The sequence below is a fragment of the Saccharothrix sp. NBAS 001 genome, assembly GCF_056640475.1.
The window spans coordinates 3,471,873-3,497,257 of the sequence record NZ_CM153251.1 but is presented as its reverse complement, the minus strand read 5'-3'; the positions used below and the strand labels follow the sequence as shown (position 1 = coordinate 3,497,257).

The window sequence follows — 25,385 nt, the reverse complement described above, 5'->3', positions numbered from 1 at the left end:
CATGGAGATCCAACCCGTCAGCCGCTCGATCCTCGTCGTCGACGTGGAGCGTTCGAGCGACCGGACCGACCCGGAGAAGGCCGAGTTGCGCGCCGCGCTCTACGGCGCGCTGGGCCGTGCGATGAGCGCGGCCGGGTTCGACGAGGTGCCGCACCGGATCGACGACCTCGGCGACGGGGTGCTCGTCGTGTTCGACTGCGAGGTGCTGCCGGTGCTGGACACCCTCGTGGAGGCCGTGCTGGGCGAACTGGCCGCGCACAACGCCGTGCGCGGTCGGGCCGAGTGGACCCGGCTGCGCATCGCCGTCCACTTCGGACTCGTCTCGCGCGACGGCCACGGCTGGGTCGGCGAGGCGATGACGACGGCGTTCCGCGCGGCGGAGGCGGAGCGGGGTCGGGAGGTGCTGCGCCTGGCGGAGCACGGGCAGGCGGTCCTGCTGGTCACCGACGAGGTCTACCGGTCGGTGGTCCGCCAGGGGTTCCGGGGGCTGCGCCCGGACGCGTACCGCGCGCTGGACGAGCCGACCGGCCGGGTGTGGGCCCGCGTGCCGGGGTACGTGACGCCGCCGCTGCCCGCCGCCGAGCCGGAAGCCGCCGCGCCGGACGCCGCCGCCGGCGTGGCCGTGACGTTCACCGGGAACTCGATCGGCACGGTGGTCAACGCCCAGTCGGTGCCGTCCATCGACGCGCGCAGCTACTTCGGGAGCGGGCGGTGAGCGACGAGCGGCCCGCCGACGAGGAGCGGGAACCCGAGTCCGAGGCGGCCGAGGCGAAGCCGGAGGACGCCAAGCCCGACCCGGCGCCGGACCCGCCCGAGGAGGACGCCCAGAACGCGAAGGCGACCGCGACCGACCCCTCCAAGGCGCGCCACCTGCACCAGAACAGCCGTGCGCTGGAGGACGCGGTCGCCGCTCTGCTCGGCGAGCGCGGCACCGTCGGCAACGTGTTCCTGGCCAACACGATCGGCCTGGTCGAAGCCGGCTCGACGCGCGGACCCGGCGGGCACGGCTCGGTGCCCACCGGCCCCATCGCGCGCGACGCGCTGGACTCGATCACCGCCACCTACGTGGCCCCGGAGAACTACCGCGACCTGAAGGAGCGGTTGCGGGACAACCGGATCCTGCTGCTGCGCGCCTCCTCCGGCTGGGGGCGCACCGCCACCGCGCTGCACCTGCTGGGCCGGGAGTGCGCCCGGGGCGTGGAGAAGCTCAGCCCGGACATCGACCTGCGCGTGCCGTCCACCCCGATCGAACTGGCCGTCGACCACGGCTACCTGCTGGAGGCGCTGGACGTCGGGCAGGCGGCGTCGCTGTCGGCGTTCGTGCTCGACCAGTGGAAGCGGCGGCTGGACGCGGCGGGCGCGCGGATGGTCGTCCTGGTCTCCGCGCACACCCCGTTGCGGGACCGCGAGATCGACGAGTTCCTGGTCGACTGCGCGGCGCGGGTGGACGACCGGGAGCTGGTGCACAGCCACTTCCGGGACGGGCTGCGCCGGGCGGGCAAACCCCGGCAGGACCTCGCCGACTTCGCCGAGTTCGCCGAACTGGTCGAGGAGGTCGTGGGCCGGTCGCTGCGCGCGCACGACTTGGCCGAGTTCGGGCGCGGCCTGTGCCAGGTGGTGCTCGGCGAGCGCGAGGTGGCCGACGTCCGGCAGCGCTACACCGCGCACGCCGAGTCGGGTTTCCGCGAGTGGTTCGAGGGGCTGACCGACAACGACCACCGGGCGTTCGCGATCGGGCTCGCGGTCTTCGACGGCCTGCCGCTGGCCACCGTCGCGGAGAACGCGACGAAGCTCGCCAAGGCCATCCAGGCGGCCGAGGTGCCCGATTTCCGGGACCGGGCCCGCAAGGTGTTCGCGGTGCGCACGCTGTCGCTGGCCGAGCAGATGGAAGCCGAGATCACCACCCGGCTGGAGGACGGCGACCTGGGCAGCCTCGCCGTCGAGGTGGTCCGCTACCGCGACCCGCACCGGCCGCGCCGGGTGCTCGAACACATCTGGCTGGAGTACCCGGAGGCGCACGCCGTGGTGCGCGACTGGCTGTGCGAGCAGGGCAGCTCGCCGGACCGCAACGTGCGCTTCCGGGTCGGCGTCGCGGTCGGGCTGCTGAGCCTGTCGGCGTTCGAGCACACCCGCCGGTACGTCATCGAGCGCTGGGCCGACGAGAACGGCGCGTGGGAGCGCCACGCGGTGATCGGCGCGTTGCGGCTGCCCGCGATGCAGCCCGAGTTGCAGCCGCTGCTGGCCCGCATGATCGACCAGTGGCTCCAGGGCGCCCGGGTGACCGGTCGGCGGGTCGCGGCGGTCGCGGTGCTGGGCGTGCTGCCGATCATGACGACGGCCGAGTCGCTCAAGCGGCTGCGCAAGGCCTCCGACACCGAGACCCCGGCCATGGTGATCGCCATCGCCGACGCCATCACGAACCTGGTGGTGGAGCACGACAAGCTGGACGCGGTGCTCGGCGAGCTGATCAAGTGGTCGGTGTCGACGAAGCCCGCGGCCCGGGCCACCGCGCTGATCTGCGTGGTGCAGCTCAGCGTCTACCTCCAGGTGTCCGAGGACGGCAGCACCGAGCCGTGGCCGGGCCTGCTGTGGGTGGCCGAGGTCGACCGGCGCGGCACCGCGCGGGCGGACCGGGTGGCCGTCGGCCCGCGCCGGGTGACCCGGCGCGAGGCGGTCGTCACGCTCGTCGCCCGAGCCCTGGAAGCCCCGTTCTACCTGCACGAGATGCTCGACGTGTTCCGCCGCTGGGTGAAGACCGCGCAGCGCGACCCCACCCAGCGCGCGCCGCTGGGCAGGCTGTTCGCCGACCTTGTGCGCGGCACCGGCGACCCGGTGACGCTCCGCTTCTACCTGGAGGACTGGGCCCGCGCGCGCAACGGGCCCCGCGACGCCGTCGCCGACCTGCTCGCCGCACTGGACGAAGAGGAGAACCGACCGTGATCAACCGGAACCCCAGCCACACCACGCCGTTGGTGACCCGGGTGGACCTGAAGTACTCGGAGCTGCTGAAGAAGCGGCCGGTACCCCGGTCCGACCAGGCGACGGTCTACCTGGACCGGCACGGCAAGTACCACCACCTGACCCACCAGCTCGGCCTGGGCGACGGCGCGGGCCTGCGCGCGGTGTTCCTGGTGGACACCTCGGTGGTCAACCGCAACCTGGCGCTGCGGGTGCCCAGCGCCGAGCGGGCGTACAGCTTCGTCGCGCACGTCACCGCGTCGTGGCAGATCAGCGACCCGGTCGAGGCGGTGAAGACGAACCTGACCGACATCGAGTTCATCGTGAAGTCCTACGTGACCAAGAAGCTGCGGGAGATCACGGTCCAGCACGCGATCGAGGAGGTCGCCACCGCCGAGCAGGAGGTGCACCAGGTCTTCGGGTTCGCCGGCAAGCAGACGCTGTCCCAGGGCGTGAAGCTGCTGGACTGCGGTGTGGCGCTCAGCCTGGACGACAGCACGGCGGCCGAGGTGCGCCGGCGCAAGGAGCACACCCGCGCGCTCGCGGCGCGGCGGCGGGAGAACGAGGCGACCCAGGCGGACCTCGACCTGCGCGCGGCCGAGCAGCGGGCGAAGCTGGACCTGGAGGCCCAGCGCGCGGCGTTCGAGCTGCAGCGGCAGCGGCAGCAGCAGGAGCACGAGCTGGCGATGAAGCGGGCGGAGATGGAGTTCTACGCCGACGCCATCAAGAACGACGAGATGAACCTGATCGGGCTGAAGCTGGCCGCCAACCCCAACCAGGTCAACGAGGTCATCGCGCTGTTCATGCAGCAGCGCCGGCTGGACTTCGAGGGCGCGCGCGGGCTGCTCAACTCGTTGCTGGAGAACGGTCTGGTCAGCCGGGGCAACGTCGCCGACATCATGGCGAAGGCCACCGCGGTGATCGCGAACGGCCTGTCCGACACGCCCTTCGCGATCGACTTCGGCGAGAAGCAGTCGTCCCTGCCGGGCGGCGGGCCGCTGGGCGCGGTCGCCGGGTCCGCGCCGGCCGCCACGCCGTTGAGCGCGGTCGACCTGTTGGGCGCGGAGGACTCCGACGACCTCGACGATGACGACGACGATGACGCGTGAGCCCGGACCCGCGTGCGGGCGGGTCAGTCGTCCTCGGCGGGCGGGCGCGGCGCTTCGATGGTCAGGGGTGTCGTGGTGCGGCCGGTGATCTGGCGCAGTTCGGTCATGGCGTGGTCCAGTTGCCGGGCGAGGCGCGGCACCGTGGTGGGTGGCACGTACAGGTCGGCACCGGCGTCGAGGAGGCGCCGGACCGGGCCGAGGTAGCTGATGCCGAGTTCCTCGTCCTCGATTTCCGCGATGACCACGCGGGCTTTCGGGAACCGCGAGCGCAGGATCGCGATCAGCTGGGGGCTGACCGCCGGGATCAGCACTACGTCGGCGCTGTCGGGGGCCGCGTTCATGTCCAGCACCACGTAGTCCGGGCCGAGTCGGGCGGACAGCGAGGCGCGGGCGGAGGCCGACAACTTCATCGCGGTGGCCACGACCGTCACGTTCTCGTAGACCGGTGACGGGTGTTCGGCGGCCTGGCCCTCCCGGCGTCCGGGATCGACGACGCCGGCGGTGTGGAACGGGCCGGATTCGCCGGATATCGTCGCGATCGGCCTGCCGTCGCGCGTGATGAGCACGTCCTCGCCGGGACCGAGCGCGTCGATCAGCGCCACGAGTTCTTCGGGAAGTCGGCCGACGTCGATCCGCCGTGCGGTCTGCTCGCCCGTCATCAGACCCGGGACGAACGCGGTGCGGTGCCGGTGCGGGGGACTCCGGGAAGTCTGGTCATGGTTCACCATTCTTCCACGGTGCCCGGTTGTGCCGCCGCAACCGGCGAATCGACGGCGGAAACGACGGGGCGAGCGCCGGGGGTCGGCCCCGGCGCTCCCGGTCACCTGCCCGGTCACCACCAGCCCTGTTGGGCGGAATTGTTGCAGTCCCACAGTTGGACCCTGGTGCCGTTGCCCCCGTTGTTGGCGTCCGCGTCCAGGCAGCGGGCGCCGGTCAGTCCGTTGGTGAACCTCGCCGTGGCACCGTCGGAGGTCAGGTGCCACCTCTGCTGGGGGGAGTTGTTGCAGTCCCAGATCTGGACCGTGGTGCCGTTGCCGCCGTTGTTGGCGTCCGCGTCGAGGCACTTGTCCGACCACTCGATGTGGATGTAGAACCAGTTGCCGCCGATGGCCTGGAGACCCCACCCCTGCTGGCTCGTCCCGTTGCAGTCCCAGAGCTGCACCTTCGTGCCGTTGTTGGGCAGCGTGTTGGCGTCCGCGTCGAGACATCGGTTGTTCAGCCTGGTGTGGATCGGGCCGTAGGCCGGCGCGCCCACGTCCGAGGTCGGGCGCTGGATCGGGGAATCGCCCGCCCCCGCTGCGGACGAAACGCCCGTCAGGCCCGCCAACACCGCGAAAACGGCAATGGCCAACGTGCACAGCTTCGCTATCGCGCTCATGCTTCACCTATCGATCGATTGCCGAGGTGCAAGCGCACCGATTGGATCGGGAATCCCGCTCCCGCGCCCTCCCCGGCGCTTCGGGCAACGGGACAACGGTCCCCGCCCCGGCCTTTGCCGCGATAGCCGCCGATCGAGTGAGAGGCTGTTCCGGGGCCAGGAATTTCACATTATTTGCAACAATTCCAGTCGAGTGTCGGTGTCCGATGCAGTGCGTTGTGACGGTTTCCGGCGGGTCGCCCCGTCCGGGAGTTTCCGCGAGTCCGTAATTGAATGCGCTGGTCGACGGGCGGGGTGTTCCGGTCCGGCCGAATGGTGCGCGGGGATGTCCCGCGCACCGGTCCGGGTCCCCGTGGTCGCCGGCCGGTGCCCGTGCGCACCGCTGCCGTCGCGGTGGTCGCCGGCGGCGCGCCCGACCCGCCGCGCGGCCGCCACCGCGCGCCGAGAACGTCACGGAGACGGCGGTCAGGTGCGGATCTCATCAACTTGGTGTCGAGTATGGACGGATACCGTCATGCTGCGTACGGTGCTCGCATGAGTTCACCAGACGGTCCGACGCCCGGCGGGTGGTGGGAGCACGCGTCCCTGGACGCGCGGTTGGCCGCGGCCCTCCAGGCCAACCCCCGGGTGAGTTGGCGTGACCTGGCCAAGGCCGTGGACAGCTCCGAGTCCACGGTGGCCCGCCGGGTCCGGGCGCTGACCACGTCCGGCGCGTTGCGCACGACCGTCGTGGTGGACTCGATCCGCACCGGGCAGGGGTTCCCGGTGACGGTGTACTTCGCGGTCACCAACAAGTCGCTGCGGACGCTGGCCGACCACCTGGTCGCCAGGGCGGACGTGCGCATGGTCGCCGTGCTGACCGGGCGCCACGGGCTGCTCGCGGAGTTCATCACCCCGTCCACGTCGGACCTGGCGACGATCCTGCTGGACACGCTCACCGGGGTCGACGCCACGTTCGAGTCGATGTCGGAACCGGTGCTGCGCGAGTTCAAGTCCACTGTGGACTGGAGTCACTCGCTGGTCGCCGACATCCCCGGCGTGCGCCTGCCGCTGCTGGACCTGGCGGCGGACGACGAGCCGCTGCCGCTGGACCCGGTGGAGGAGTCCATCGCGGAACTGCTGCGGGTCGACGGCCGGATGAGCTTCGCCGACCTGGCCCAGGCGACCGGGTTGAGCGAATCCGCGGTGCGCCGCCGCACCGACGCGCTCATCGCGGCCGGTCGGCTGCACCCGATGACGCTGGTGGACGCCGAGTTACTCGGCTTCCACGTCCAGGCGTTCGTCTGGGTCGACCTCGCGCCTTCCGCCCTGGCGGGCGCGGTGCGGGCGCTGGTGGCGCGTCCGGAGGTGCGGTACGTGGCGGCCACCGCAGGGGACAGCGACCTGCTGGTGGAGCTGATCATGCCCGCCCAGGCCGACCTGTTCCGGTTCCGCAGCGAGGTGCTCGGCAACCTGCCGGGTGTGCGCGGCACCCGGGTGTCGATCAACATCCGGACCCTCAAACGGGCCTTCCTCCCCGTCGAAGTGCCCGGCCCGTCCGGCGAGTAGTGCCGCAGAAGGAGAAACAATGACGATTCTCGACAAGCGCAGACGGAAGATCGCCGCCGCGGCGGCGGTCGCGGGCCTGCTCGTGACGGCGTGCGCGGGCGGTGGCGACGGTCCCGGCACCACCGCCGCGGCCGGCGTGGAGACCGAGTTCGACAGCTTCGTCTGGGCGTTGCAGCAGCTCCCGGTGTCGCTGGACCTGGCCAAGGACGCGACGGTCAACACCCAGCAGGTCATCAGCCTGGTGACCGAACCGCTGGAACGGGTGTCGAACGACGGCACGTTCCGCCCCGCGCTCGCGGCCAAGGTCAGCCAGCCCGACCCGACGTCCATCGTCTACGAACTCGCGCCCGGCACGCAGTTCTCCGACGGCACCGCGCTGACCGCCGACGACGTGGTGTGGAGCCTGCAGCACGTGACCGACGCCAAGGCCGGCGCGCAGACCGCCGGGCGGGTCAAGAGCATCGACAGCATCACCGCGACCGCGCCGACGACGGTCACGGTCAAGCTGAAGTTCGCCGACCCCACGGCGCGCGACAACCTCGCGGTGATCTCCTACGTGCAGTCGAAGAAGGTCGCCGAGGCGGCCGGCGCGGGGCTGGGCACGTCGTCCGGGCTGCCCGTGGGCACCGGGCCGTACGTGTTCAAGTCCAGCGGCCCGGACAAGATCCTGTTGGAGCGCAACGCCAAGTACCCGAACAACCCGACCAAGGCCAAGGCCGTCTCGTTCGTCCCGATCAAGGACGACAACACCGGCCAGCTGGCGATGCGCTCGAACTCGATCAACGGCGCCCAGGTCACCAACGTCAAGCAGATCGCGCAGTGGAACGGCATCTCCGGGGCGCAGACCGTCCAGCTGCCCGCCAACGTGACCAGCTACCTGACGCTGGACACGTCGCAGCCGCCGTTCAACGACATCCACGCGCGGCGCGCGGTCGCCTACTCGATCGACCGGCAGGGTGTGTCCCGCGCGGTCTACGGGGCCAACGGCGTGGTGCTGCGCGGCCTGGTGCCGCAGACCCTGCTGGAGAGCGTCGCCGGGTCCGCCGACACGGCCAAGGGCTTCCTGGAAACCCTGCCGCAGTACGACCTGGACAAGGCCAAGGCGAAGTCCGAACTGGCCCAGTCCGCGACGCCGGGCGGGTTCGAGGTGACCATCCCCTACACCACCAGCTCGCCGTGGGCGGAGCCGACGATCCTCAACCTCCAGGAGAACATGAAGGAACTCGGCGTCACGATCACGCCGAAGCCGGAATCGCCCGAGGTGTGGGCGAAGCGGGTGTTCGCGCACGACACCCCGGGCATCCAGTCGATGCAGCTGATCGCCACCATCCCCGACCCGAACGCGGTGCTGCCCCGGGTGGTGGGGCAGGCGGGCATCGCCGCGCCGGGCCTGAACCTGGCCAACTGGACCACCCCGAAGATCGAGGAGGACGTCAAGGCGCTCACCGGCTCGGTCGACCGCGACGCGCGGTGGGCGGCCACCCGGTCGGTGCTCGGCCAGGTCGCCGAGCAGCTGCCCTACATCCCGCTGTACGCGCCGAACTTCGTGGTCGCGCTCGGCAAGGGGTTCACCTTCTCGGAACCGGTCGACCAGTCCGACATCCTCGACGGCACCTGGATCCTCCGCGTCCGGGCGACGGCGTGACGCCATGACCAGGTTCCTGGCCCGACGCCTCGCCGCGATGGTCGCGATGCTGCTGCTGGTGTCGTTCCTGGTGTTCAGCCTGCTCGCGCTGGCACCGGGGTCGCTGCTGGCGACGCTGATGGGCACCGCGCCGACCACGCCGGAGCTGATCGAGGCGACGACCGCCAAGTACCACTTGGACGACCCGTTCCTGGTGCAGTACGGGCGGTGGCTGGCCTCGGCGGTCCGGTTCGACCTGGGCACCTCCGTGCGCTCGGGCGAGGACGTGCTCGACGCGCTGGGCCAGGCCCTGCCGATGTCGTTCCAGCTCGCGCTGTTCGCGCTGCTGCTGGTGGTGCTGGTCGGCATCCCGCTCGGCGCGGCGGCCGGCCTGCGGCGCGGTGCCGCCACCGACCGCGTGGTGTCGACGGCGGCCGCGTTCGGGATGAGCGCGCCGCCGTTCGCGGTGGGGTTGTTGCTGGTGTACGTGTTCGGGGTCCTGCTCGACTGGTTCCCCGTGTTCGGTCCGGGCGACGGCTTCGCGGACGGCGTGTGGCACCTGGTGCTGCCGGCGGTCTCGTTGGCCGCCGCGCTGATGGCGATCGTGCTGCGGCAGACGAGGGCGGCGATGCTCGACGTGATGGACCAGGACTACATCACCTTCGCGCGGGCGAGGGGGGTGGCGCCGGGACGTGTGCTGGTCAAGTACGCGCTGCGCAACGCGGCGGTGCCGATCGTGACCTCGTCCGGGGTGGTGCTGATCGCCGCGCTGTCCGGCGCGGTGCTGGTGGAGACGGTGTTCTCGCTGCCCGGCGTCGGGTCGTTGCTGGTGGTTTCGGTCAACACCAAGGACATCCCGATGGTGCAGGGCATCGCCATGGTGGCCGCGGCGTTCGTCATCCTGGTCAACCTGGCGGTGGACGTGCTCACCGGTCTGCTCGACCCGCGCATCCGGGCCCGGCAGGTGGCGTCGTGACGCGCCCGGGAGCACCCGCGATCGTCGCGGCCGTGCCGCTGGCGGTGATCCTGGTCTGCGTGGTGACCGGCGACCTGCTCGCGCCGTACCCGCCCAACGCGCAGGACCTGATGCTCAGCTCCAGCGGGCCCGGCGCGCAGCACTGGCTGGGCACCGACGACCTGGGCCGGGACGTGCTGTCCCGGGTGATCTCCGGCGCCCGGGTGGCGGTGGTCGGCCCGCTCACGGTGGCGCTGGTCGCGGTCGCGGTGGGCGTCTGCCTCGGCCTGGCGGCGGCCTACTACCGGGGCCGGGTGGACGCGGTGATCAGCCGGCTGGTGGACGTGATGTACGCGCTGCCCGCGCTGCTGGTGGCCATCGTCGTGGTCGGCATCTCCTCGGGCGGCTACGCGGTCACCGTGCTGGTGCTGGCGCTGCTGTCGGTGCCGACCGCGATCCGGATGATCCGCAGCGCGGCGAGCGTCCAAAGTGGACTGCCGTACGTGGAGGCGGCGCAGAGCCTGCGGCTGCCCGCGCGCACGGTGATGTTCCGGCACATCCTGCCCAACATCGTGCCGACGGTGGTGGCCACCTTCCTGCTGGACTTCGTGGTCGCCCTGATCGCCTTCTCCGCCTTGGCGTTCCTGGGCATCGGCGGCGAGCCGGGCAGCGCCGAGTGGGGCGTGATGATCGCCGACGGCCGCGAGCAGATCCTGTCCGAGCCGTGGCTGTCGCTGGCACCGGCCGTGATGATCATCCTCACCGCGGTCTCCGCGACCGTGCTGGGGGACAGCGTCTACGACCGGCTCACCGCACGGCGGGAGGCACGATGAGTCTGCTCACGGTGGACAACGTGGAAATCAGCCACCAGGGTCGTCGGCTGGTGCGGGACGTGGCGTTCTCGGTCGCGGCGGGCACGTCGGTCGGCATCGTCGGCGAGTCGGGCAGCGGCAAGTCGCTCACCGTCCGCTCGCTGGTCGGCCTGCTCCCGCGCGGCGTCGACGCGACCGGGTCGGTGACCTTCGACGGGTGGGAGCTGCTCGGCCTGCCCGAGCGCGAGCTGCGAGCGGTGCGCGGCGGTCGGATCAGCCTGCTGATGCAGGACCCGTTCTCCATGCTCAACCCCGTGCAGACCGCGTTCGCGCACGTGGCGGAGGGCCTGCCGGCCGAGATCCGGCGCGACCGCGCCAAGCTGCGCGCGGAGGTGCACGGGCGGCTGGAGGAGGTCGGCCTGGACCCCGAGCGGACGGCGCACCGCTACCCGTTCCAGCTCTCCGGCGGGATGCGGCAGCGGGTCGCGCTGGCGGCGGCGCTGGCCGGCGACCCGGAGCTGCTCATCGCCGACGAGCCGACCACCGCGCTGGACGCCACCACGCAGGCGCAGGTGCTGGCCCTGCTCGACCGGCTGCGCCGGCGGCGCGGGATGGCCCTGGTGCTGGTCACCCACGACCTCGGCGTCGCGTTCTCGGTGTGCGACCGGATCATGGTCATGTACGCCGGGAGCCTGGTCGAGCAGGCGCCGGCCGAAGAACTGCGGCGCGAGCCCCGGCACCCCTACACCGCCGGGCTGCTCGGTTCGCACCTGCCGGTCGACCGCCGGGTCGAGCTGATGCGGTCCATCCCCGGCCGGGTGCCCCCGGCGGACTCCGTCGGCGGCCAGTGCGGGTTCGCCTCCCGCTGCGCGTGGGCCGTGGACGACTGCCGGTCACAGCGGCCCGCGCTGCGGGTCAGCACCCCCGGCCACACGACCGCCTGCCTGCGGTCCGACGAGATCGCCCCGGATCTCCTCGGTGCGGCAGAGGAGGAGGGACAGGACACCGGGGACGCCGACGTCGCCGTCCCCGGTGTCCTGCTCACCGTTCGCGAACTGCGCAAGTCCTACCGGGACCGGTCCGCGGCCAACCAGCGCACCGAGGCGTTGAAGGGGGTGTCCTTCGACGTCGGGGTGCACGAGTCGGTCGGCCTGGTCGGCGAGTCCGGCTCCGGCAAGACCACCATCGCCCGGTCGCTGCTCGGCCTGGTCCACCCGGACTCCGGCGGCATCGAACTGGGCGGGCTCGACCTGGCCGACTACCGGCGGCTGGGCCGGGCCGAGGAACGCGGCGTCGCCCACCTCGTGCAGGTGGTGTTCCAGGACCCGTACTCGTCGCTGAACCCCGCCCGCACCATCGGCGCGACCCTGCGGGAGGCGATCACCACCCGCGACCGCACCGCCGACCACCGGGCCGAGACCGCCGAGCTGCTCACCCAGGTCGGCCTCACCGAGCAGCACGCCCGGCGTCGCCCCGCGCAGCTCTCCGGCGGCGAACGCCAGCGGATCGCGATCGCGCGCGCCGTCGCGCTGCGGCCCCGGCTGCTGATCTGCGACGAACCGGTGGCCGCGCTGGACGTGTCGGTCCGCGCGGAGATCCTCACGCTGCTGCGCGAACTGCGCGAGCGGTACCGGATGAGCATGTTGTTCATCACCCACGAACTGTCCGTCGTCCGGCAGATGACCGATCGCGTCCTGGTGCTCTACCGGGGCGAGATCGTCGAACAAGGCCGCACGGGCGACGTTCTCGACAACCCCGGGCACGAGTACACCGCACGCCTCGTGGGCTCGGTGCTCGGGCTCGACCAGGAAGGAGTCGTCAGGTGACCGACGGCCGCGTTGGACCCAAGACCCCGGTGTCGGGCGGACGGGCGGTGTGCTCCAGCCAGCACCCGATCGTCACCGACACCATGCGCGACGTCCTGTCCGGCGGCGGGACGGCGGTGGACGCGGTCATCGCCGGGTCGCTCGTCCAGGCCGTCGTGCAGCAGGACCTGACCAACCACGCCGGCATGTTCACCATGCTGTTCTGGGAGGCCGAGACCGGGACGGTGCACGAGCTGAACAGCCACGGCACGATCGCGCCGGACCTGCCGCCGTTCCACCGGGTCCCGCCGCCGCGCAGCCAGTACTCGGCGAGCGGCGCCGGGCCGTACGCGGTGATCCCCGGTTTCATGCCGGGCATGAAGGCCCTCTACGAGCGCTTCGCCACCCGACCCTGGGCGGAGCTGTGCGCGCCGGCGGTGCACTGGGCCGAGGTCGGCCACGTGGTCGACTCGTTCGAGCACCTGGTGATGGCCCAGTCCTACGACTTCTTCCTCTACACCCCGTCCGGCCGCGCCCACTTCGCGCCCGGCGGCCACCTGCCGCAGGTCGGCGACCGGTGGCCCAAGCCGGAACTGCACCGCACGATGGTGCGGCTGGCCGAGGAGGGCCCGGACTACTTCATCACCGGCGGCTGGGCGCAGGACTTCCGGCGTCGGGCCAACGAACTGGGCTGGCCGATCACCGCGGAGCACATGGCGGTGTCGAAGGCCGAGTGGGGCACCGGACTGCGCTACGAGCACCGCGGGCACGAGATCGTGCAGCTCTCGCCGCCGGAACGCCAGGCCGTGTTCTGCTCGATGGTGCTGGGCATCCTCGACGAACTCGACATCACCTCGCTGGGCCACTACACCGAGTCCGCCGACGCGCTGTACTACCTCGCGCACGCGCTGCGCCGGGCCGACAAGGAGGCCAACCTCCTCAACGACCCGAGGATCTTCGACAACCCGACCGAAGTGCTGATGTCGCGCGAGTTCCACGCGATGGTGGCCGAGCTGATCCGCCGCAGCAGGCCCACCGCCGACCTCACCAGGCACGTCGAGGTGACCGGGGGAGCGGCGCGGCTGGCCGCGATCGGGCAGCTGCCCCCGGCCAAGCCCGCGCAGTCCGCCGGCAGCTGCGAGCTGTCGATCGTGGACCAGTACGGCAACTGGGTGCAGTCGATGAACACGTTGCAGGGCTCGGGCATCCCGGGCGAGGTGATCGGCGGCGTGCCGATGATCGGCAGCAACGGCGTCAACAGCATGGACATGTGGCTCGGCGGCTGGTTCACCGGCGGCGGCCGGATGCGCTGCGCCATCGGCAACACCCTGGTCCTCAAGGACGGCCGGCCCGTGCTGGGCCTGGGCTCGCCGGGCAGCGTCTACTGCACGGTGCCCCAGGTGCTGTCGAACATCCTGGACTACGGCATGGACCCCTACGCCGCCGAGGACGCGCCCCGGCTCTACCCGCTGCGCGACGACTACCAGTTCTCCATGGAGAGCCGGGTCCCCGACGAGGTCACCCGGGGCGTGACCTCGCTCGGCCTGCTGATGTCCCCGCTGCCCGCCTACGACTGGCACCTGGGCTCGTTCCAGATGAGCTGGCGCGGGGCCGACGACCGGCTGTTCGGCTGCGCCGGACCGCGCCGCGCGGGCAGCGCCGCCGCCCTGTGAACCCGAGAGGACCATCCGCAGTGGACAACACCGAGACAATCGACAGCGGCCCGGTCGCGCTCGCGGACACCGCGAGGACCGCGGCCGACGACCGCACCGGGGCGCTCGCCGACGTGCTCCGGGTGACCGACGAGGTCTCCGCCGAGCGCCTGATGGCCGTGCTGACGCCGATGGCGCGCTGGACCAAGCACGCGGGCACCCCCGAGGAGCTGGACAGCCTCGCCTACGTGCGCGGCCAACTCGACGAACTGGGCTTCACCACCCGGCTGATCAGCCACGACGCCTACATCAGCCTCCCGGTGTCGGCCCGGGTGGAGGTCGCGGGCGAATCGCTCACCGCGCTGGCCGTGTCGTTCTCCCAGTCCACCCACCGCGCCGGGCTGACCGGCCGCCTGGTGGCCGTGGGCCGGGGAACCGCCGCCGACTACGACGGCCTGGACGTCGCCGGGTGCGTGGTGCTCGTCGACGGCGTGCCGGGCCCGGACCAGACCATCGAGGCCGGGCGGCACGGCGCGATCGCGCAGGTGCACGTCAGCCCGCACGACAAGCTGCACGAGATGTGCGTGTCCCCGGTCTGGGGCAGTCCCGGCGACGACACGGTGCACGAGCTGCCCGGCACGGCGGTGTGCTCGGTCGGCGCGACCGACGGCGTCCGCCTGCGCGAGGTGGCGGCGGCGGGCGGCGAGGTCACCGTGCACACCGAGATCGACACCGGCTGGCGGCCGACCCCGATCCTGATCGCCGACCTGGTGGGCGACGACGAGCCGTTCGTCTTCTTCACCGGCCACCACGACACCTGGCACCACGGCCTGATGGACAACGGGACCGCGAACGCGACCATGGTCGAGGTCGCCCGGATCGCCGTCGCGCACCGCGACCGGTGGCGGCGGGGGCTGCGGCTGGCGTTCTGGTCCGGGCACTCCCAGGGCCGCTACTCCGGTTCGGCCTGGTACGCCGACCACCACTGGGAGGAGCTGGAGGCGCGCGCGGTCGTCCACGTCAACATCGACTCGACCGGCGGCAACGGCAACACCGTGGTCGCCGACGCCACCTCCGCCGCCGAACTCGGCGAGCTGGCCCGGGAGGCGCTCGACGCCCAGGCGGGGCAGGAGTGGGCGGGCCGCCGGATGCACCGCGCCGGCGACCAGTCGTTCTGGGGCATCGGCGTGCCCGCCATCTTCGCCAACATGAGCGAGCAGCCGATCGACCCGTCGCTGCTCAACGCCCAGGCTGCGGTGTTCGGCGGCGGCCCGCGCAAGGGCAACGGCACCGGCTGGTGGTGGCACACCCCCGAGGACACGCTGGACAAGATCGACCCCGAGCTGCTGGCCCGCGACACCCGCATCTACCTGCACGCGGTGTGGCGGCTGCTCACCGACCCCGCGCTGCCGCTGGACTTCACGCCGACCTGCGACGCGCTGGTCGACCGGCTGCGCGAACTCCAGACCGCCTCGGGCGGGCGACTGGACCTGTCGGTCGCCGTCGAACGCGCGCTGCGGGCCCGTGACCTGGCCGCGAACCTGTGGGCGGAACGGGACTCGGAGGACACCGACTGGTTCAACTCGGTCGTGCACCGGCTGTCGCGCCTGCTCGTGCCGCTGGACTACACGCGCGGAGACCGGTTCCGGCACGACCCGGCGCTGTTCGTCGGCGGCCTGCCCGGCCTGGCCGACGCGCCGCGGCTGGCCGCGCTGGACCCCGCCGGCGCGGAGTTCCGGTTCCTGCACTCCCGGCTGCTGCGCGAGCGCAACCGCGTCGCGGTGAGCCTGCGCCAGGTCGTGTCGTTCCTGGAGGAGGTGCTCGGATGACCGGACCGGCACGCTACCTGGTCACCGGCGCGGCGGGCCGGATCGGGCGGGCCGCGGCCGCGCTGCTCGCCGAGCGGGGCGCGCACGTGGTCACCCAGGACCGGACCGGCGACGTGGACGTCCGGGCCGACCTCGCCGACCCGGACCCGACCTCCGTCGTGGCACGCGCGGAGGCGGCGGGACCGCTCGACGGGGTCGTGTTCGCGCACGGCGTCTACCCGAACCTGCCGGTCGCCGAGATGACCGCGGCGGAGTGGGACCGCGTGTTCGCGGTGAACGTCCGGGCGGTCGCGCTGATCACCGGCGAACTGTTCCGGCGCTGGATCCCGCGCGGCACGCCCGGCTCGATCGTCGTGGTCTCCTCGGGCGCGGCCCGCTCGGCCCGCGCCGGCGGCGGGCACTACTGCTCCTCCAAGGCCGCGGTCGAGATGTTCACGCACGTCAGCGCGATCGAAGGCGGTCCGCACGGCATCCGGGTGAACGCCGTCGCGCCCGGCCTGGTGCTCGACGAGGTGATCCGCCCGGACACCCCGGACGTGCCCGACTACTTCGCGCAGACCCTCGCGGCCACCCCGCTGCGCCGCACCGGCGACCCGGCCGACATCGCCGAGGCGTGCGCGTTCCTGCTGTCCGACCGCTCGTCGTGGACCACCGGGGCGATCGTGGACGTCAGCGGCGGCTCGCACACCGGCCGCCCGCACCTACCGTTGACGAGGGACCTGAAATGACCATCCACATCGTGGGCGCGGGCGCCATCGGCGGCCTGGTCGGGGCCCACCTGCACCGGGCCGGGCACGACGTGGTCCTGGTCGACGCCAACGCCGAGCACGTGGCCGCGATCAACGCCGACGGGCTGCGGATCACCGGCGAGGCGGAGTTCGTCGCACGGCCGCGCGCGGTGCGCCCGGACCTGCTGGACGAGCCGCTGCGGACCGTGCTGCTGGCCGTGAAATCGCGCCACACGCAGGACGCCCTGAAGGTGATCACACCCCTGCTCGCCGACGACGGGTACGTGGTGTCGTTGCAGAACGGGCTGGAGGAGTACCCGATCGCGGAGGCCATCGGTCCGCAGCGGACGGTCGGCGCACTGGTCACGTTCGGCGGCTTCTACGAGGGGCCGGGCCACATCGTCTACGGCGGGCCGGGCACCTTCCGGATCGGCGAGATCGGCGGAGCGGCCGGCGAGCGGGTGGGCGGCCTGGCCCGGCTGCTCGCCGGGTTCCACCCCACCGAGGTCACCGACAACATCTTCGGCTGCCTGTGGTCCAAGACGGCGATCGCGGCGGTGTACTTCGCGACCGCCGTGGCCGACGAGGACGTCCCGGTCCTGCTGGCCCTCCCGAGGCACCGCCCGCTGTTCGGCCGCCTGGTCGCCGAGGTCGTCCGGGTCGCCGAGGCGGCGGGTGTGCGCTGCGAACCCGTGGACGGCTTCGACCCCACCCTGTTCACCGGGGGCTCGCAGGACCCGGCCGCCGTGGAAGCGGCCTGGCAGGCGCAGATCACCTACTGGGTGTCCCACCAGCAGACCCGCACGGGTGTGTGGCGGGACCTGGCGATCCACCACCGCCAGACCGAGGTGGACCACATCCTCGGCCCGGTGCTCGACCTGGCCGCCCGGCACGGAGTCGCGGTCCCGCACGTGGGCGCGGTGGTCGACGCGGTGCACCGGGCCGAACGGGATCCGGGCACGATGGGCACGGCGGTGCTGGACGACCTGGCCGCCGTGCGCTGAACCCGGCCCCGGCACGCCGCCGCCGACCCGGCCCCCCAGGGGCCCCGCGACGGTCGGCGGTGCGGCCGTTCCGGGGCAATTCCGGCCGGGATTCAACAGCAGCGCCTCCTCGGGAGTTTCCCCTGTCGTAGGGAAGTGGCGGCGGTCAGGCGTCGTCACGGTGAACCGGGGAGTGACCCATGGCCCGCAGGAGCACAACGCTCCTGGTGGCGGTGCTGATGGCGACGTCGATGTCGACCGCCGCCACCAGCACCGCCACCGCCGCAGGACAGCCGCCCGCAGTGGGCCCGGACGGGGTGGTCACGTTGGTGACCGGCGACCGGGTCGAGGTGCGCGACGGGCGGGCGCAGGTGCGGGGTCGCGCCGGCGTGGTGTTCTGGCAGTACCGGGACGAGCGGGGTGACCTGCACGTCGTGCCGTCCGACGCCGCCGCCGACGTCCGGTCCGGGCGGTTGGACGAGCGGCTGTTCGACGTCACCGGGCTGATCCGGGCCGGCTACGACGACCGGTCCAGCGCCGTCACGCCGCTGATCGTCACCTCCTCCGGCACGCGGTCGGCCCGCGCGCTGGACCTGCCCGGCATCGGCGGCTACGCGCTGGAGGTCCCGAAGGACGCCGGGTTCTGGTCCGGCGCGCGCACGGCCGGCGTGGACAAGGTGTGGTTGGACGGCCCGGTGCGCGCGTCGCTGGACCGCAGCGTGCCCCAGGTCGGCGCGCCCGAGGCGTGGCAGGCCGGGTACACCGGGCGCGGCGCGACCGTCGCCGTGCTCGACAGCGGAATCGACGCGACCCACCCGGATCTCGCGGGCGCGGTCGTGGAGGCGAAGGACTTCAGCGGCAGCGGTTCCACCGACGACCGGGTCGGCCACGGCACGCACGTCGCCGCGACCATCACCGGCTCGGGCCGCTACCGGGGCGTCGCCCCGGACAGCGCGCTGCTGGTCGGCAAGGTGCTCGGCGACACCGGCGGTGGTCGGGAGTCCGGCATCATCGCCGGGATGCAGTGGGCCGCCGAAGCGCACGCCGACGTGGTGAACCTCAGCCTGGGCGACTCGTGGCCGACCGACGGCAGCGACCCGATGTCGACGGCGCTCAACCGGATCAGCGCCGAGCACGACGTGCTGTTCGTGGTCGCGGCGGGCAACAGCGGGCCGGACGGCCAGACGATCGGCAGCCCGGCGGCGGCCGACGCGGCGCTCACCGTGGGCGCGGTCGACCGGGACGACCGGCTCGCCGGGTTCTCCTCGCGCGGCCCGCGCCGGCAGGACGACGCGATCAAACCGGACATCACCGCACCGGGCGTGGGGATCGTGGCCGCGAAGGCGAAGAACGGCGCCATCGGCGAGCCGGTGGACGCCACCCACGTCGCGTTGTCCGGCACGTCGATGGCCACCCCGCACGTCGCGGGCGCGGCGGCGATCCTGGCCGCCCAGCACCCGGACTGGACCGCGCAGCAGCTCAAGGGCGCGCTGATGGGCAGCGCGAAGCCGAACCCGGCGCTGTCGGTGTTCGAGCAGGGTGCGGGCCGGGTCGACGTCGCCCGCGCTTCCCGTCAGACCGTGTGGTCGTCGCCGGGGTCGCTGAGCCTGGGCACCGCGCTCTGGCCGCACGACGACGACCCGGTGATCGAGCGGACGGTGTCCTACCGCAACGACGGCGCCGACCCCGTGCCGCTGACGTTCGCGGCCGGGTTCACCGACCCGGCCGGGAACCCCGCGCCGGCAGGCATGGTCACCGTCACGCCCGCCGAGGTCGTCGTGGCCCCCGGCACGTCCGCCGACGTGCGGGTGGCCGTGCGGACGTCGTCGGCCGGCCCGGACGGCATCTACAGCGGCGCGCTGGTCGCGACCGGCGGCGACACCGTCGTCCGCACGCCGCTGGCCGTCACCAAGGAGGTCGAGAGCTACGACGTCAAGCTCACCGTCCGGGACCCGGCGGGCGAGGCGACCCCGGACTACTGGGCCCGGTTCGTCAGCATCGCCCAGTCCCGCGCCTACGTGCCGTACGACGCCTCCGGCGTGGTCCGCACGCGGCTGCCGAAGGGGGAGTACTACTTCGACGGCTGGGTCCAGCGCGCGGGCGAGGACCGCCGGACCATGGTGGTCGAGCCGAGGCTGGTGGTCGACCGGCCGGTGGAACTCGACTTCGACGCCCGGGAGGGCAGGCGGATCACGATCCGGGTCGACCAGGCCGGTGCGGCGGTCGGGCGGGCCGAGACGTTCCTGACGATGCGGACCGACTGGGGCAGCACCGGCAGCGGGTCGACCTCGCGGGACTTCGGCACCCAGTTCTACGTGCCCTCGAAGACGTCGTCGCCGGGCCGGGCGCAGTTCACCGTGCAGGGCACGCTGGCCGAACCGGACGGCGGCGGCACGTTCGTCGGCAGTCCGTACCAGTACCACGTGTCGTCCACAAAGGACGGTGGGGTCCCGGTGGCGCTGGATTTCCGGCACGCCGACCGGGACCTGGCGCGGGTGGAGTCGAGGGTCGCCGCGTCCGGTGAGGGGCAGTTCGGGTTCCGCGACCAGGTGGCCGGCGGTCCGCTGCCACTGCGGCTGGTGGAGCGGTACACGCCGGGCGTCGACTGGTACGGCGGCTTCGCGCAGGACGACAACCCGTGGACGTACCCGGCGGCGTCCCAGAGCGACGCGGCACCTCGTCGGTTCGCACCGCGCGGCCAGGCCGGGACGGGGTGGAACCAGGCGGTGTTCGGCCCGGCCGTGCCGTTCGTGCCCACGCGGCCGTACCGCTGGGCGGCGCGGGAGGGCGACGCGGTGAGCGTGGGCGTGCCGCTGTTCACCGACCAGGACCCCAACCACTACGGGTTCTCGTGGACCGGCACAGCCCGGACCACGCTGCACCGCGACGGGACGTTGATCGCCGACGTGGCCTCCACCGGGCTGAACACCGACGTGCCCGCCGGCAAGGGCGCGTTCCGGCTGCACACCGAGGCGGCGCGGGACGTCGTGTCGGAGCTGTCCACGCGGGTCGGCGCCACCTGGACGTTCGGGTCGGACACGGTGGCCGGCGACCCGGCCGCGCTGCCGCTGCTGGTCGTGCGGTTCGCGCCCCTGCTGGACGAGCGGAACCGCACCGCCGCCGGACGTCCGTTCGCGTTCCCGGTGTACGTGCAGCGCAACGGTTCCGCGCAGCCCGGCGACGTGAACACGTCGGTGCAGGTGTCCTACGACGACGGCGCGTCGTGGCGGCCCGTCCCGCTGCTGCGGACCGGCGACCGCTGGATGGCGGCCGTGCTGCACCCGCCGGGCGCGAAGTACGTGTCGCTGCGGGCGTCGGCGAACGACCGGGACGGGAACTCGGTGGAGCAGACGATCATCCGCGCGTACGCGCTGAAGTAGCCGGACGGCCGGGTGGACCCGTCGAGCCCGGGTCCACCCGGCCGTCCGGTGTGCTCTACGGTCGGTCCGGAGCCGAGGGGAGGTTGGTGGGATGTCCGGATCGGACCGGAGCCCGTGGCGGGCGAACCGGGCGCGGCTGATGGCCGTCGTCGCAGAGGCGCGTGCGCGGGCGTCGTCGGCGGGCCTCGACTTGGCGGCGGACGTCGAACCGGCAGAGGAACCCGCCGAGGAACCCGACCCCCGGCCGAGCTGGAACTGGCACCTCACCTTCACGGCCGGCGGACTCGCCGTCGACGCGCTCGCCGCCCCGGACCTGACTTCGTTCCTGATCGAGGACGGCACCGGCCGGTTCGAGATCGGCACCACGCCGGGGGAGTTCCCGAAGGCGCTGGTGGACCGACTGGTGAACGCGTGCTGGTGGAGGGCGTCGAGCGTGGCGGCTCACACCTGAGAGTGAGCCCGTTGGGCCGATTGCGTCCCCGTTCGCACTCCTGAACACTTCGCTGACCCCAATGGGCGGCGGGGAGTCCAGGAGGAACTTGTGGGAGCGACATCTCGGGTGCTCGGTGGCCTGGCCGCCGTGCTCGCGCTCGTCTCGGGGACGACGACGCCGGCTTCCGCCGCGCCGGACGACTTCCGGCCCGCTGCCGTCGAGTGGACCCCGTGCCCGGAACTCCCCGAGGTCGAGTGCGGCACGCTGCGGCTGCCCGTCGACTGGTCCCGGCCGCGCGGCGCGAAGTTCGACCTCGCCCTGGCCAGGCGCAAGGCGACCGACCCGGCCAAGCGCGTCGGCAGCCTGGTGATCCACCCCGGCGGGCCCGGACCCTCCGGTGTCGAGTTCGCGTTCGCCGCGCCCCAGTGGTTCAGCCCGCAGCTGCGGGAGCGGTTCGACATCGTCGGCTTCGACCCGCGCGGCATCGGCCGCAGCGAGCCGGTCACCTGCTCCGCCGACCTGATCGCCCGCCGTCCGTCGACGTACCCGACGACGCAGGCGGGCTTCCAGGCGCTGGGCCGCTACAACCGCGACCTCGCCGCCGACTGCCGCGCGCGCAGCGGCCCGATCTTCGACCACGTCGACTCCGCGTCGGTGGTCGAGGACGTGGACGCCATCCGCCGCGCTCTGGGCGAGCGGAAGATCAGCTACTACGGCCTGTCCTACGGCACGTTGATCGGCCAGCTGTACGCCGAGCGCCACGGCCGCGACCTCCGCGCCATGGTCAACGACTCCAACCTGGACCACAGCCTCGACGCGTGGACGTTCAACGAGGGCACCGCGACCGCCGCCGAGGATTCGTTCCGCGAGTTCGTGAAGTGGTGCGGTAAAGCGGTTTCCTGCGCGTTGCACGGCCAGGACGTCGGCGCGTTCTGGGACGACCTGATCGCCCGCGCCGACCGGGGCGAGATCTCCGAGCCCGGCGATCCCACGCGCCCGGTGGCGGCGGAGCAGATCATCGACTACGCGTTGCTGTCCTTCTACGACCCGAGCTGGACCCAGCTCGCGGAGTGGCTGGTCGCCCGCGCGCGGACCGCTCCCGCGACGGCGCGGGCGGCCGTGGCGGCCGAGGAGACGGTGCCGTTCGCGTTCCTGCCGACGTTCTGCCAGGACTGGCAGATCCGGCCGCGCTCGCTGCGCGAGTACACGAGCCTGCTGCGCCGGTCCGGCGAGATCGCGCCGAAGATGTCCCGCGCGTTCCTCGGCCACCAGGTCGTGCACGGCTGCGTCGGCCTGCCCGACGCGACCAACCCGCAGCGCCGCCCGAACCTCGACGGCGCGCCGAAGATCCTGATGCTGAACAACCTGCACGACCCGTCGACCGGCTACGGCTGGGCGAAGTCGTTCCACCGCCAGACCCGGGGCACGACCGTGCTGCTCACCTACGAGGGTTGGGGCCACGGTTCCTACCTCCGGACGGACTGCGTGCGCAACGCGGCGGACCGCTACCTGATCTCGCTGCGCCCACCTGCCGACGGCACCCGCTGCGCGCCCGCCGAATCGCCCGAGCTGCCCATCCCGACGGCGGCGAGGGCGACGACGCCCCGCACCGTGTGGTGACCGGTCGACGTCAGCACGCGGGAGAGCCCCTCACGTTGTCCGGGCTCGCGGAGCGCTGTAAAATAGACGGCCTCGAAATACGTTCCGGTCTGCCATTTCATCCGCCGCCAAAGCGACCCGCGTTCACCTCGCAGTGTTAAAGCCCATGACGCGGTCGCGTTGCCCGATCGCGGATCGTCACCCTCCTGCGATCGGCGATACCGTAAAGAGTGTGGCGCTGCAACGATCGTGGCGCACGCCGCGAAAGTAGGGACATGTCGGGCGCGCGGTAGTTGATGTTCGACACCCCTCGGCACGGACCCCTGGACGTCCGGTTCCGCACCAAACATGGAGTTCACTCTTCCCGGCACATTTCCTGCTTGGGTCTGCGTGGCGACGGCATTTCGCGCTGTCATGTCAATGCAGATCGCCCGGCACTCCACGTGTACACGGGAAGGCAGAAAGTATGGGCAGGTTCAAGTTCTCGACCGCGGTGTCGGCCATCGCGCTGACAGCGTGCGGGCTGCTCGTGGCCGGCGGGGGCGTCGCCCAAGCCGAAGCGGGATACGACAACATCGCCATGCAGAAGCAGGAGAAGACCCAGTGGTGCTGGGTCGCCTCCGGCCTGACGATCGCCAAGTACCAGGGTTTCGGCAGCACCCAAGCCGATTTCTGCAGCCGGGCCCAGCCCTACTACGGCTGCAACAACCAGCCCGCGACGCTCGACGACATGGCCAAGGGCTGGAGCAGCCTGGGCATGACGCGCACCGGCTCGGGTCTGAACAGCGCGGCGTCGTTCAACCAGATCTACACCGACGTCAAGGCGTCCCGCCCGCTCGGTGCGCGCATCGGGTGGTCCTCCGGCGGTGGCCACATGAACGTCGTCTACGGCTTCGACACCGCGAACAACACCATCGGCGTGGCCGACCCCTGGCCGGACACCACCACCTACACGTGGTGGAACTACAACGACTACGTCAGCAACAGCTCGTTCAAGTGGACCCACTCCCGGATCGGCATCTCCCGTTAAGGCAGGCGACATGCGCGAAACTCCACCGTCCGGCGAGCGCACCACCTCGCGCCTCTCCCGCCTGGCGGCCGTCCTGGCACTGGGCGCGTCCGCCCTGCTGTGCTTCGGCGGTCCCGTCCACGCGACCCCGACCCAGGACGTGTCGGCCGACATCCCCGACTACCCGGCCGCCCTCGCCGCCGTGAAGTCGCCCGCCGTGCGCGAAGCCGTGTGCCGGTTCCTGAGCGTGCCGGTGCCCGAGGGCGGGCCCGGAACGCCGCAGACCATCCCCGAGAAGGAAGACCCGTGCGAGGGCCTGCCGGTCTTCACGCTCAAGGACCCGTTGGCGGTCAACGAGATCACGCCCGGCTTCGTCGCGGGCACGTCCCGACCCGTCGCCACCGAGGCGTTCCGGCTGAGCCACCTGGTGTCGTCGCTGAACACGCCGGTCAACGACCGTCAGGCCACCGTCCTGCTCGCGCCCACCGAGGGCGGCGGCTGGCACCTGGCGGCCGTGCGCGACGGCGACAGCGACGCGACGTTCGCCGGCAAGGCCGAGCCGGGGAGCCTGGCGTTCAGCGAACCTCAGATCCGCGGCTGGTACCAGCTCAAGCTCCTCACCGTGTCGCCCCTCAACGACCAGGCGCGGGAAGGTCTCGGCGACCGGGCGTCGATGTCGTTGAGCGAGTACCAGAAGCTGCTCAAGACCCGGTACGCCGACAAGCTGTCCGGGTCGGAGTACGACAAGAAGGGCTTCTCCAGCGGCTACAGCGCCGCGGGCAAGGAGACGGCGGACACGTCACCCTCCGCACCGTTGATCGTGGGTGGGTCGAGCGCCGTACTCCTGTTGGCGGGTGGGGCTTTCCTGCTCCGTCGGCGGCGTGGCGCTACTGATTGAGCCCTGTCCCTTGCGCCCCGGTCTTGCCGTGGAGGCGGGCCGGGGCGCAGGGCGACCTACCGTGCGGCGATGATCGGCCGGCGGGGAAGTGGCGAAACCTGTACTCGGAGTTCGCGTGAGACAGGGCCGGGTGTTTGGCTGCGGCGCGTACGTTGCGCGACCTTGAGGGATCCCGGTGAGGTCGCCGCCGAGGCCGTGTTCACCGATCGGTAGACGTCACCAGCCAGACTCTGCCCGCTGACGGACCACATGCGCCGGCGTGGCGACGATCTACGCGCTGGCCGGTCGAACTACGGCTGACAGGACTACCCCCGCTCGCGCGGGGAAGACACTTGTTGACCTGTGAGTTTACAGGGCGACGGGGCGGAATTGATTCGGTGCATGGCGGTCTCGTTTTTGGATCACCCTGGGAATGAGCGCCGCTCGGTGGGTGTGGTTGAGAGTCCAGAGGTCGGGTTTCGGTCGTCCTTCGACGGGGACGGTCAGCGACCGGCACGCGAGCCACGAGCTACGACGTCGACTACGAGACCACCGTCTTGGCGCTGCCCGATTGTTCGACCGGTCGTTGGTCAGTCCGGTCTGATCCAGTTCTCGTCGCCCAACGAGCACACCGCCCGCGCGATCCTCTACCTGACCAGCGCAAACCCGCCTGACCGACGCGTTCACCACCCCGCTGCGCGAGATC

General features: G+C 72.1%; 19 protein-coding genes. 17 read left to right on the top strand and 2 right to left on the bottom strand.

From position 1 onward, the window contains the following. Position 1: 1 nt before the first annotated feature. Genes AC0HI0_RS14830 through AC0HI0_RS14820 form a run of 3 tightly spaced genes read left to right on the top strand, consistent with a single transcriptional unit; the run spans position 2 to position 4,067 of the window. Positions 2-715 carry a nucleotidyl cyclase domain-containing protein gene (locus AC0HI0_RS14830; RefSeq protein ID WP_480932928.1) on the top strand — a complete coding sequence of 238 codons (714 nt, stop codon included), beginning with the start codon at positions 2-4 and terminating at the stop codon, positions 713-715. Beyond that, positions 712-2,940, top strand: a complete 2,229-nt coding sequence (locus AC0HI0_RS14825; protein ID WP_480932927.1) for a hypothetical protein — start codon at positions 712-714, stop codon at positions 2,938-2,940. The genes AC0HI0_RS14830 and AC0HI0_RS14825 overlap by 4 nt, the downstream gene beginning before the upstream one ends. Then, positions 2,937-4,067 (top strand): hypothetical protein, encoded by a 1,131-nt coding sequence (locus AC0HI0_RS14820; protein ID WP_480932926.1) that lies wholly within the window; start codon positions 2,937-2,939, stop codon positions 4,065-4,067. The genes AC0HI0_RS14825 and AC0HI0_RS14820 overlap by 4 nt, the downstream gene beginning before the upstream one ends. Positions 4,068-4,090: 23 nt before the next feature. Here AC0HI0_RS14820 and AC0HI0_RS14815 read toward each other — a convergent pair whose 3' ends face one another. Next, on the bottom strand, positions 4,091-4,726 hold the full coding sequence (locus AC0HI0_RS14815) for a hypothetical protein (RefSeq protein WP_480934303.1): 636 nt from the start codon (positions 4,724-4,726) through the stop codon (positions 4,091-4,093). 173 nt (positions 4,727-4,899) lie between these two features. Next, positions 4,900-5,445, bottom strand: a complete 546-nt coding sequence (locus AC0HI0_RS14810) for an RICIN domain-containing protein (RefSeq protein WP_480932925.1) — start codon at positions 5,443-5,445, stop codon at positions 4,900-4,902. Between the two features lie 534 nt (positions 5,446-5,979). On the opposite strand from AC0HI0_RS14810, the gene AC0HI0_RS14805 reads away from it, so the two are divergent. From AC0HI0_RS14805 to AC0HI0_RS14740, 14 genes are all read left to right on the top strand, one after another. Next, positions 5,980-6,993, top strand: a complete 1,014-nt coding sequence (locus tag AC0HI0_RS14805) for an Lrp/AsnC family transcriptional regulator (protein ID WP_480932924.1) — start codon at positions 5,980-5,982, stop codon at positions 6,991-6,993. A 19-nt stretch (positions 6,994-7,012) separates the two neighbouring features. Next, positions 7,013-8,638 carry an ABC transporter substrate-binding protein gene (locus tag AC0HI0_RS14800; protein ID WP_480932923.1) on the top strand — a complete coding sequence of 542 codons (1,626 nt, stop codon included), beginning with the start codon at positions 7,013-7,015 and terminating at the stop codon, positions 8,636-8,638. Between the two features lie 4 nt (positions 8,639-8,642). After that, a complete protein-coding gene (locus tag AC0HI0_RS14795; protein ID WP_480932922.1) occupies positions 8,643-9,593 on the top strand; it encodes an ABC transporter permease in 951 nt (316 codons plus the stop codon). Then, positions 9,590-10,405 carry an ABC transporter permease gene (locus AC0HI0_RS14790; protein ID WP_480932921.1) on the top strand — a complete coding sequence of 272 codons (816 nt, stop codon included), beginning with the start codon at positions 9,590-9,592 and terminating at the stop codon, positions 10,403-10,405. Before AC0HI0_RS14795 ends, AC0HI0_RS14790 begins: the two co-directional genes overlap by 4 nt. Next, positions 10,402-12,210 (top strand): dipeptide ABC transporter ATP-binding protein, encoded by a 1,809-nt coding sequence (locus tag AC0HI0_RS14785; RefSeq protein ID WP_480932920.1) that lies wholly within the window; start codon positions 10,402-10,404, stop codon positions 12,208-12,210. Before AC0HI0_RS14790 ends, AC0HI0_RS14785 begins: the two co-directional genes overlap by 4 nt. Continuing rightward, the gene (locus tag AC0HI0_RS14780) at positions 12,207-13,862 is read left to right on the top strand and encodes a gamma-glutamyltransferase (protein ID WP_480932919.1); all 1,656 of its coding nucleotides are present in this window, start codon (positions 12,207-12,209) and stop codon (positions 13,860-13,862) included. The genes AC0HI0_RS14785 and AC0HI0_RS14780 overlap by 4 nt, the downstream gene beginning before the upstream one ends. Before the next feature lie 20 nt (positions 13,863-13,882). Next, on the top strand, positions 13,883-15,670 hold the full coding sequence (locus tag AC0HI0_RS14775; RefSeq protein ID WP_480932918.1) for a M28 family peptidase: 1,788 nt from the start codon (positions 13,883-13,885) through the stop codon (positions 15,668-15,670). After that, complete coding sequence (locus AC0HI0_RS14770) at positions 15,667-16,398, top strand: SDR family NAD(P)-dependent oxidoreductase (protein ID WP_480932917.1); 732 nt, start codon at positions 15,667-15,669, stop codon at positions 16,396-16,398. Before AC0HI0_RS14775 ends, AC0HI0_RS14770 begins: the two co-directional genes overlap by 4 nt. After that, entirely contained in the window at positions 16,395-17,402 is a 1,008-nt protein-coding gene (locus tag AC0HI0_RS14765) for a ketopantoate reductase family protein (RefSeq protein WP_480932916.1), read from the top strand. Before AC0HI0_RS14770 ends, AC0HI0_RS14765 begins: the two co-directional genes overlap by 4 nt. A gap of 179 nt (positions 17,403-17,581) precedes the next feature. Then, positions 17,582-20,761 (top strand): S8 family serine peptidase, encoded by a 3,180-nt coding sequence (locus AC0HI0_RS14760; protein WP_480932915.1) that lies wholly within the window; start codon positions 17,582-17,584, stop codon positions 20,759-20,761. A 91-nt stretch (positions 20,762-20,852) separates the two neighbouring features. Then, positions 20,853-21,212, top strand: a complete 360-nt coding sequence (locus tag AC0HI0_RS14755) for a hypothetical protein (RefSeq protein WP_480932914.1) — start codon at positions 20,853-20,855, stop codon at positions 21,210-21,212. Between the two features lie 90 nt (positions 21,213-21,302). Continuing rightward, positions 21,303-22,814 (top strand): alpha/beta hydrolase, encoded by a 1,512-nt coding sequence (locus AC0HI0_RS14750; protein WP_480932913.1) that lies wholly within the window; start codon positions 21,303-21,305, stop codon positions 22,812-22,814. Positions 22,815-23,259: 445 nt separating this feature from the next. Further along, a complete protein-coding gene (locus AC0HI0_RS14745) occupies positions 23,260-23,823 on the top strand; it encodes a papain-like cysteine protease family protein (RefSeq protein ID WP_480932912.1) in 564 nt (187 codons plus the stop codon). Positions 23,824-23,833: 10 nt separating this feature from the next. After that, positions 23,834-24,700, top strand: a complete 867-nt coding sequence (locus AC0HI0_RS14740; RefSeq protein ID WP_480932911.1) for an LPXTG cell wall anchor domain-containing protein — start codon at positions 23,834-23,836, stop codon at positions 24,698-24,700. Positions 24,701-25,385: the final 685 nt, after the last annotated feature.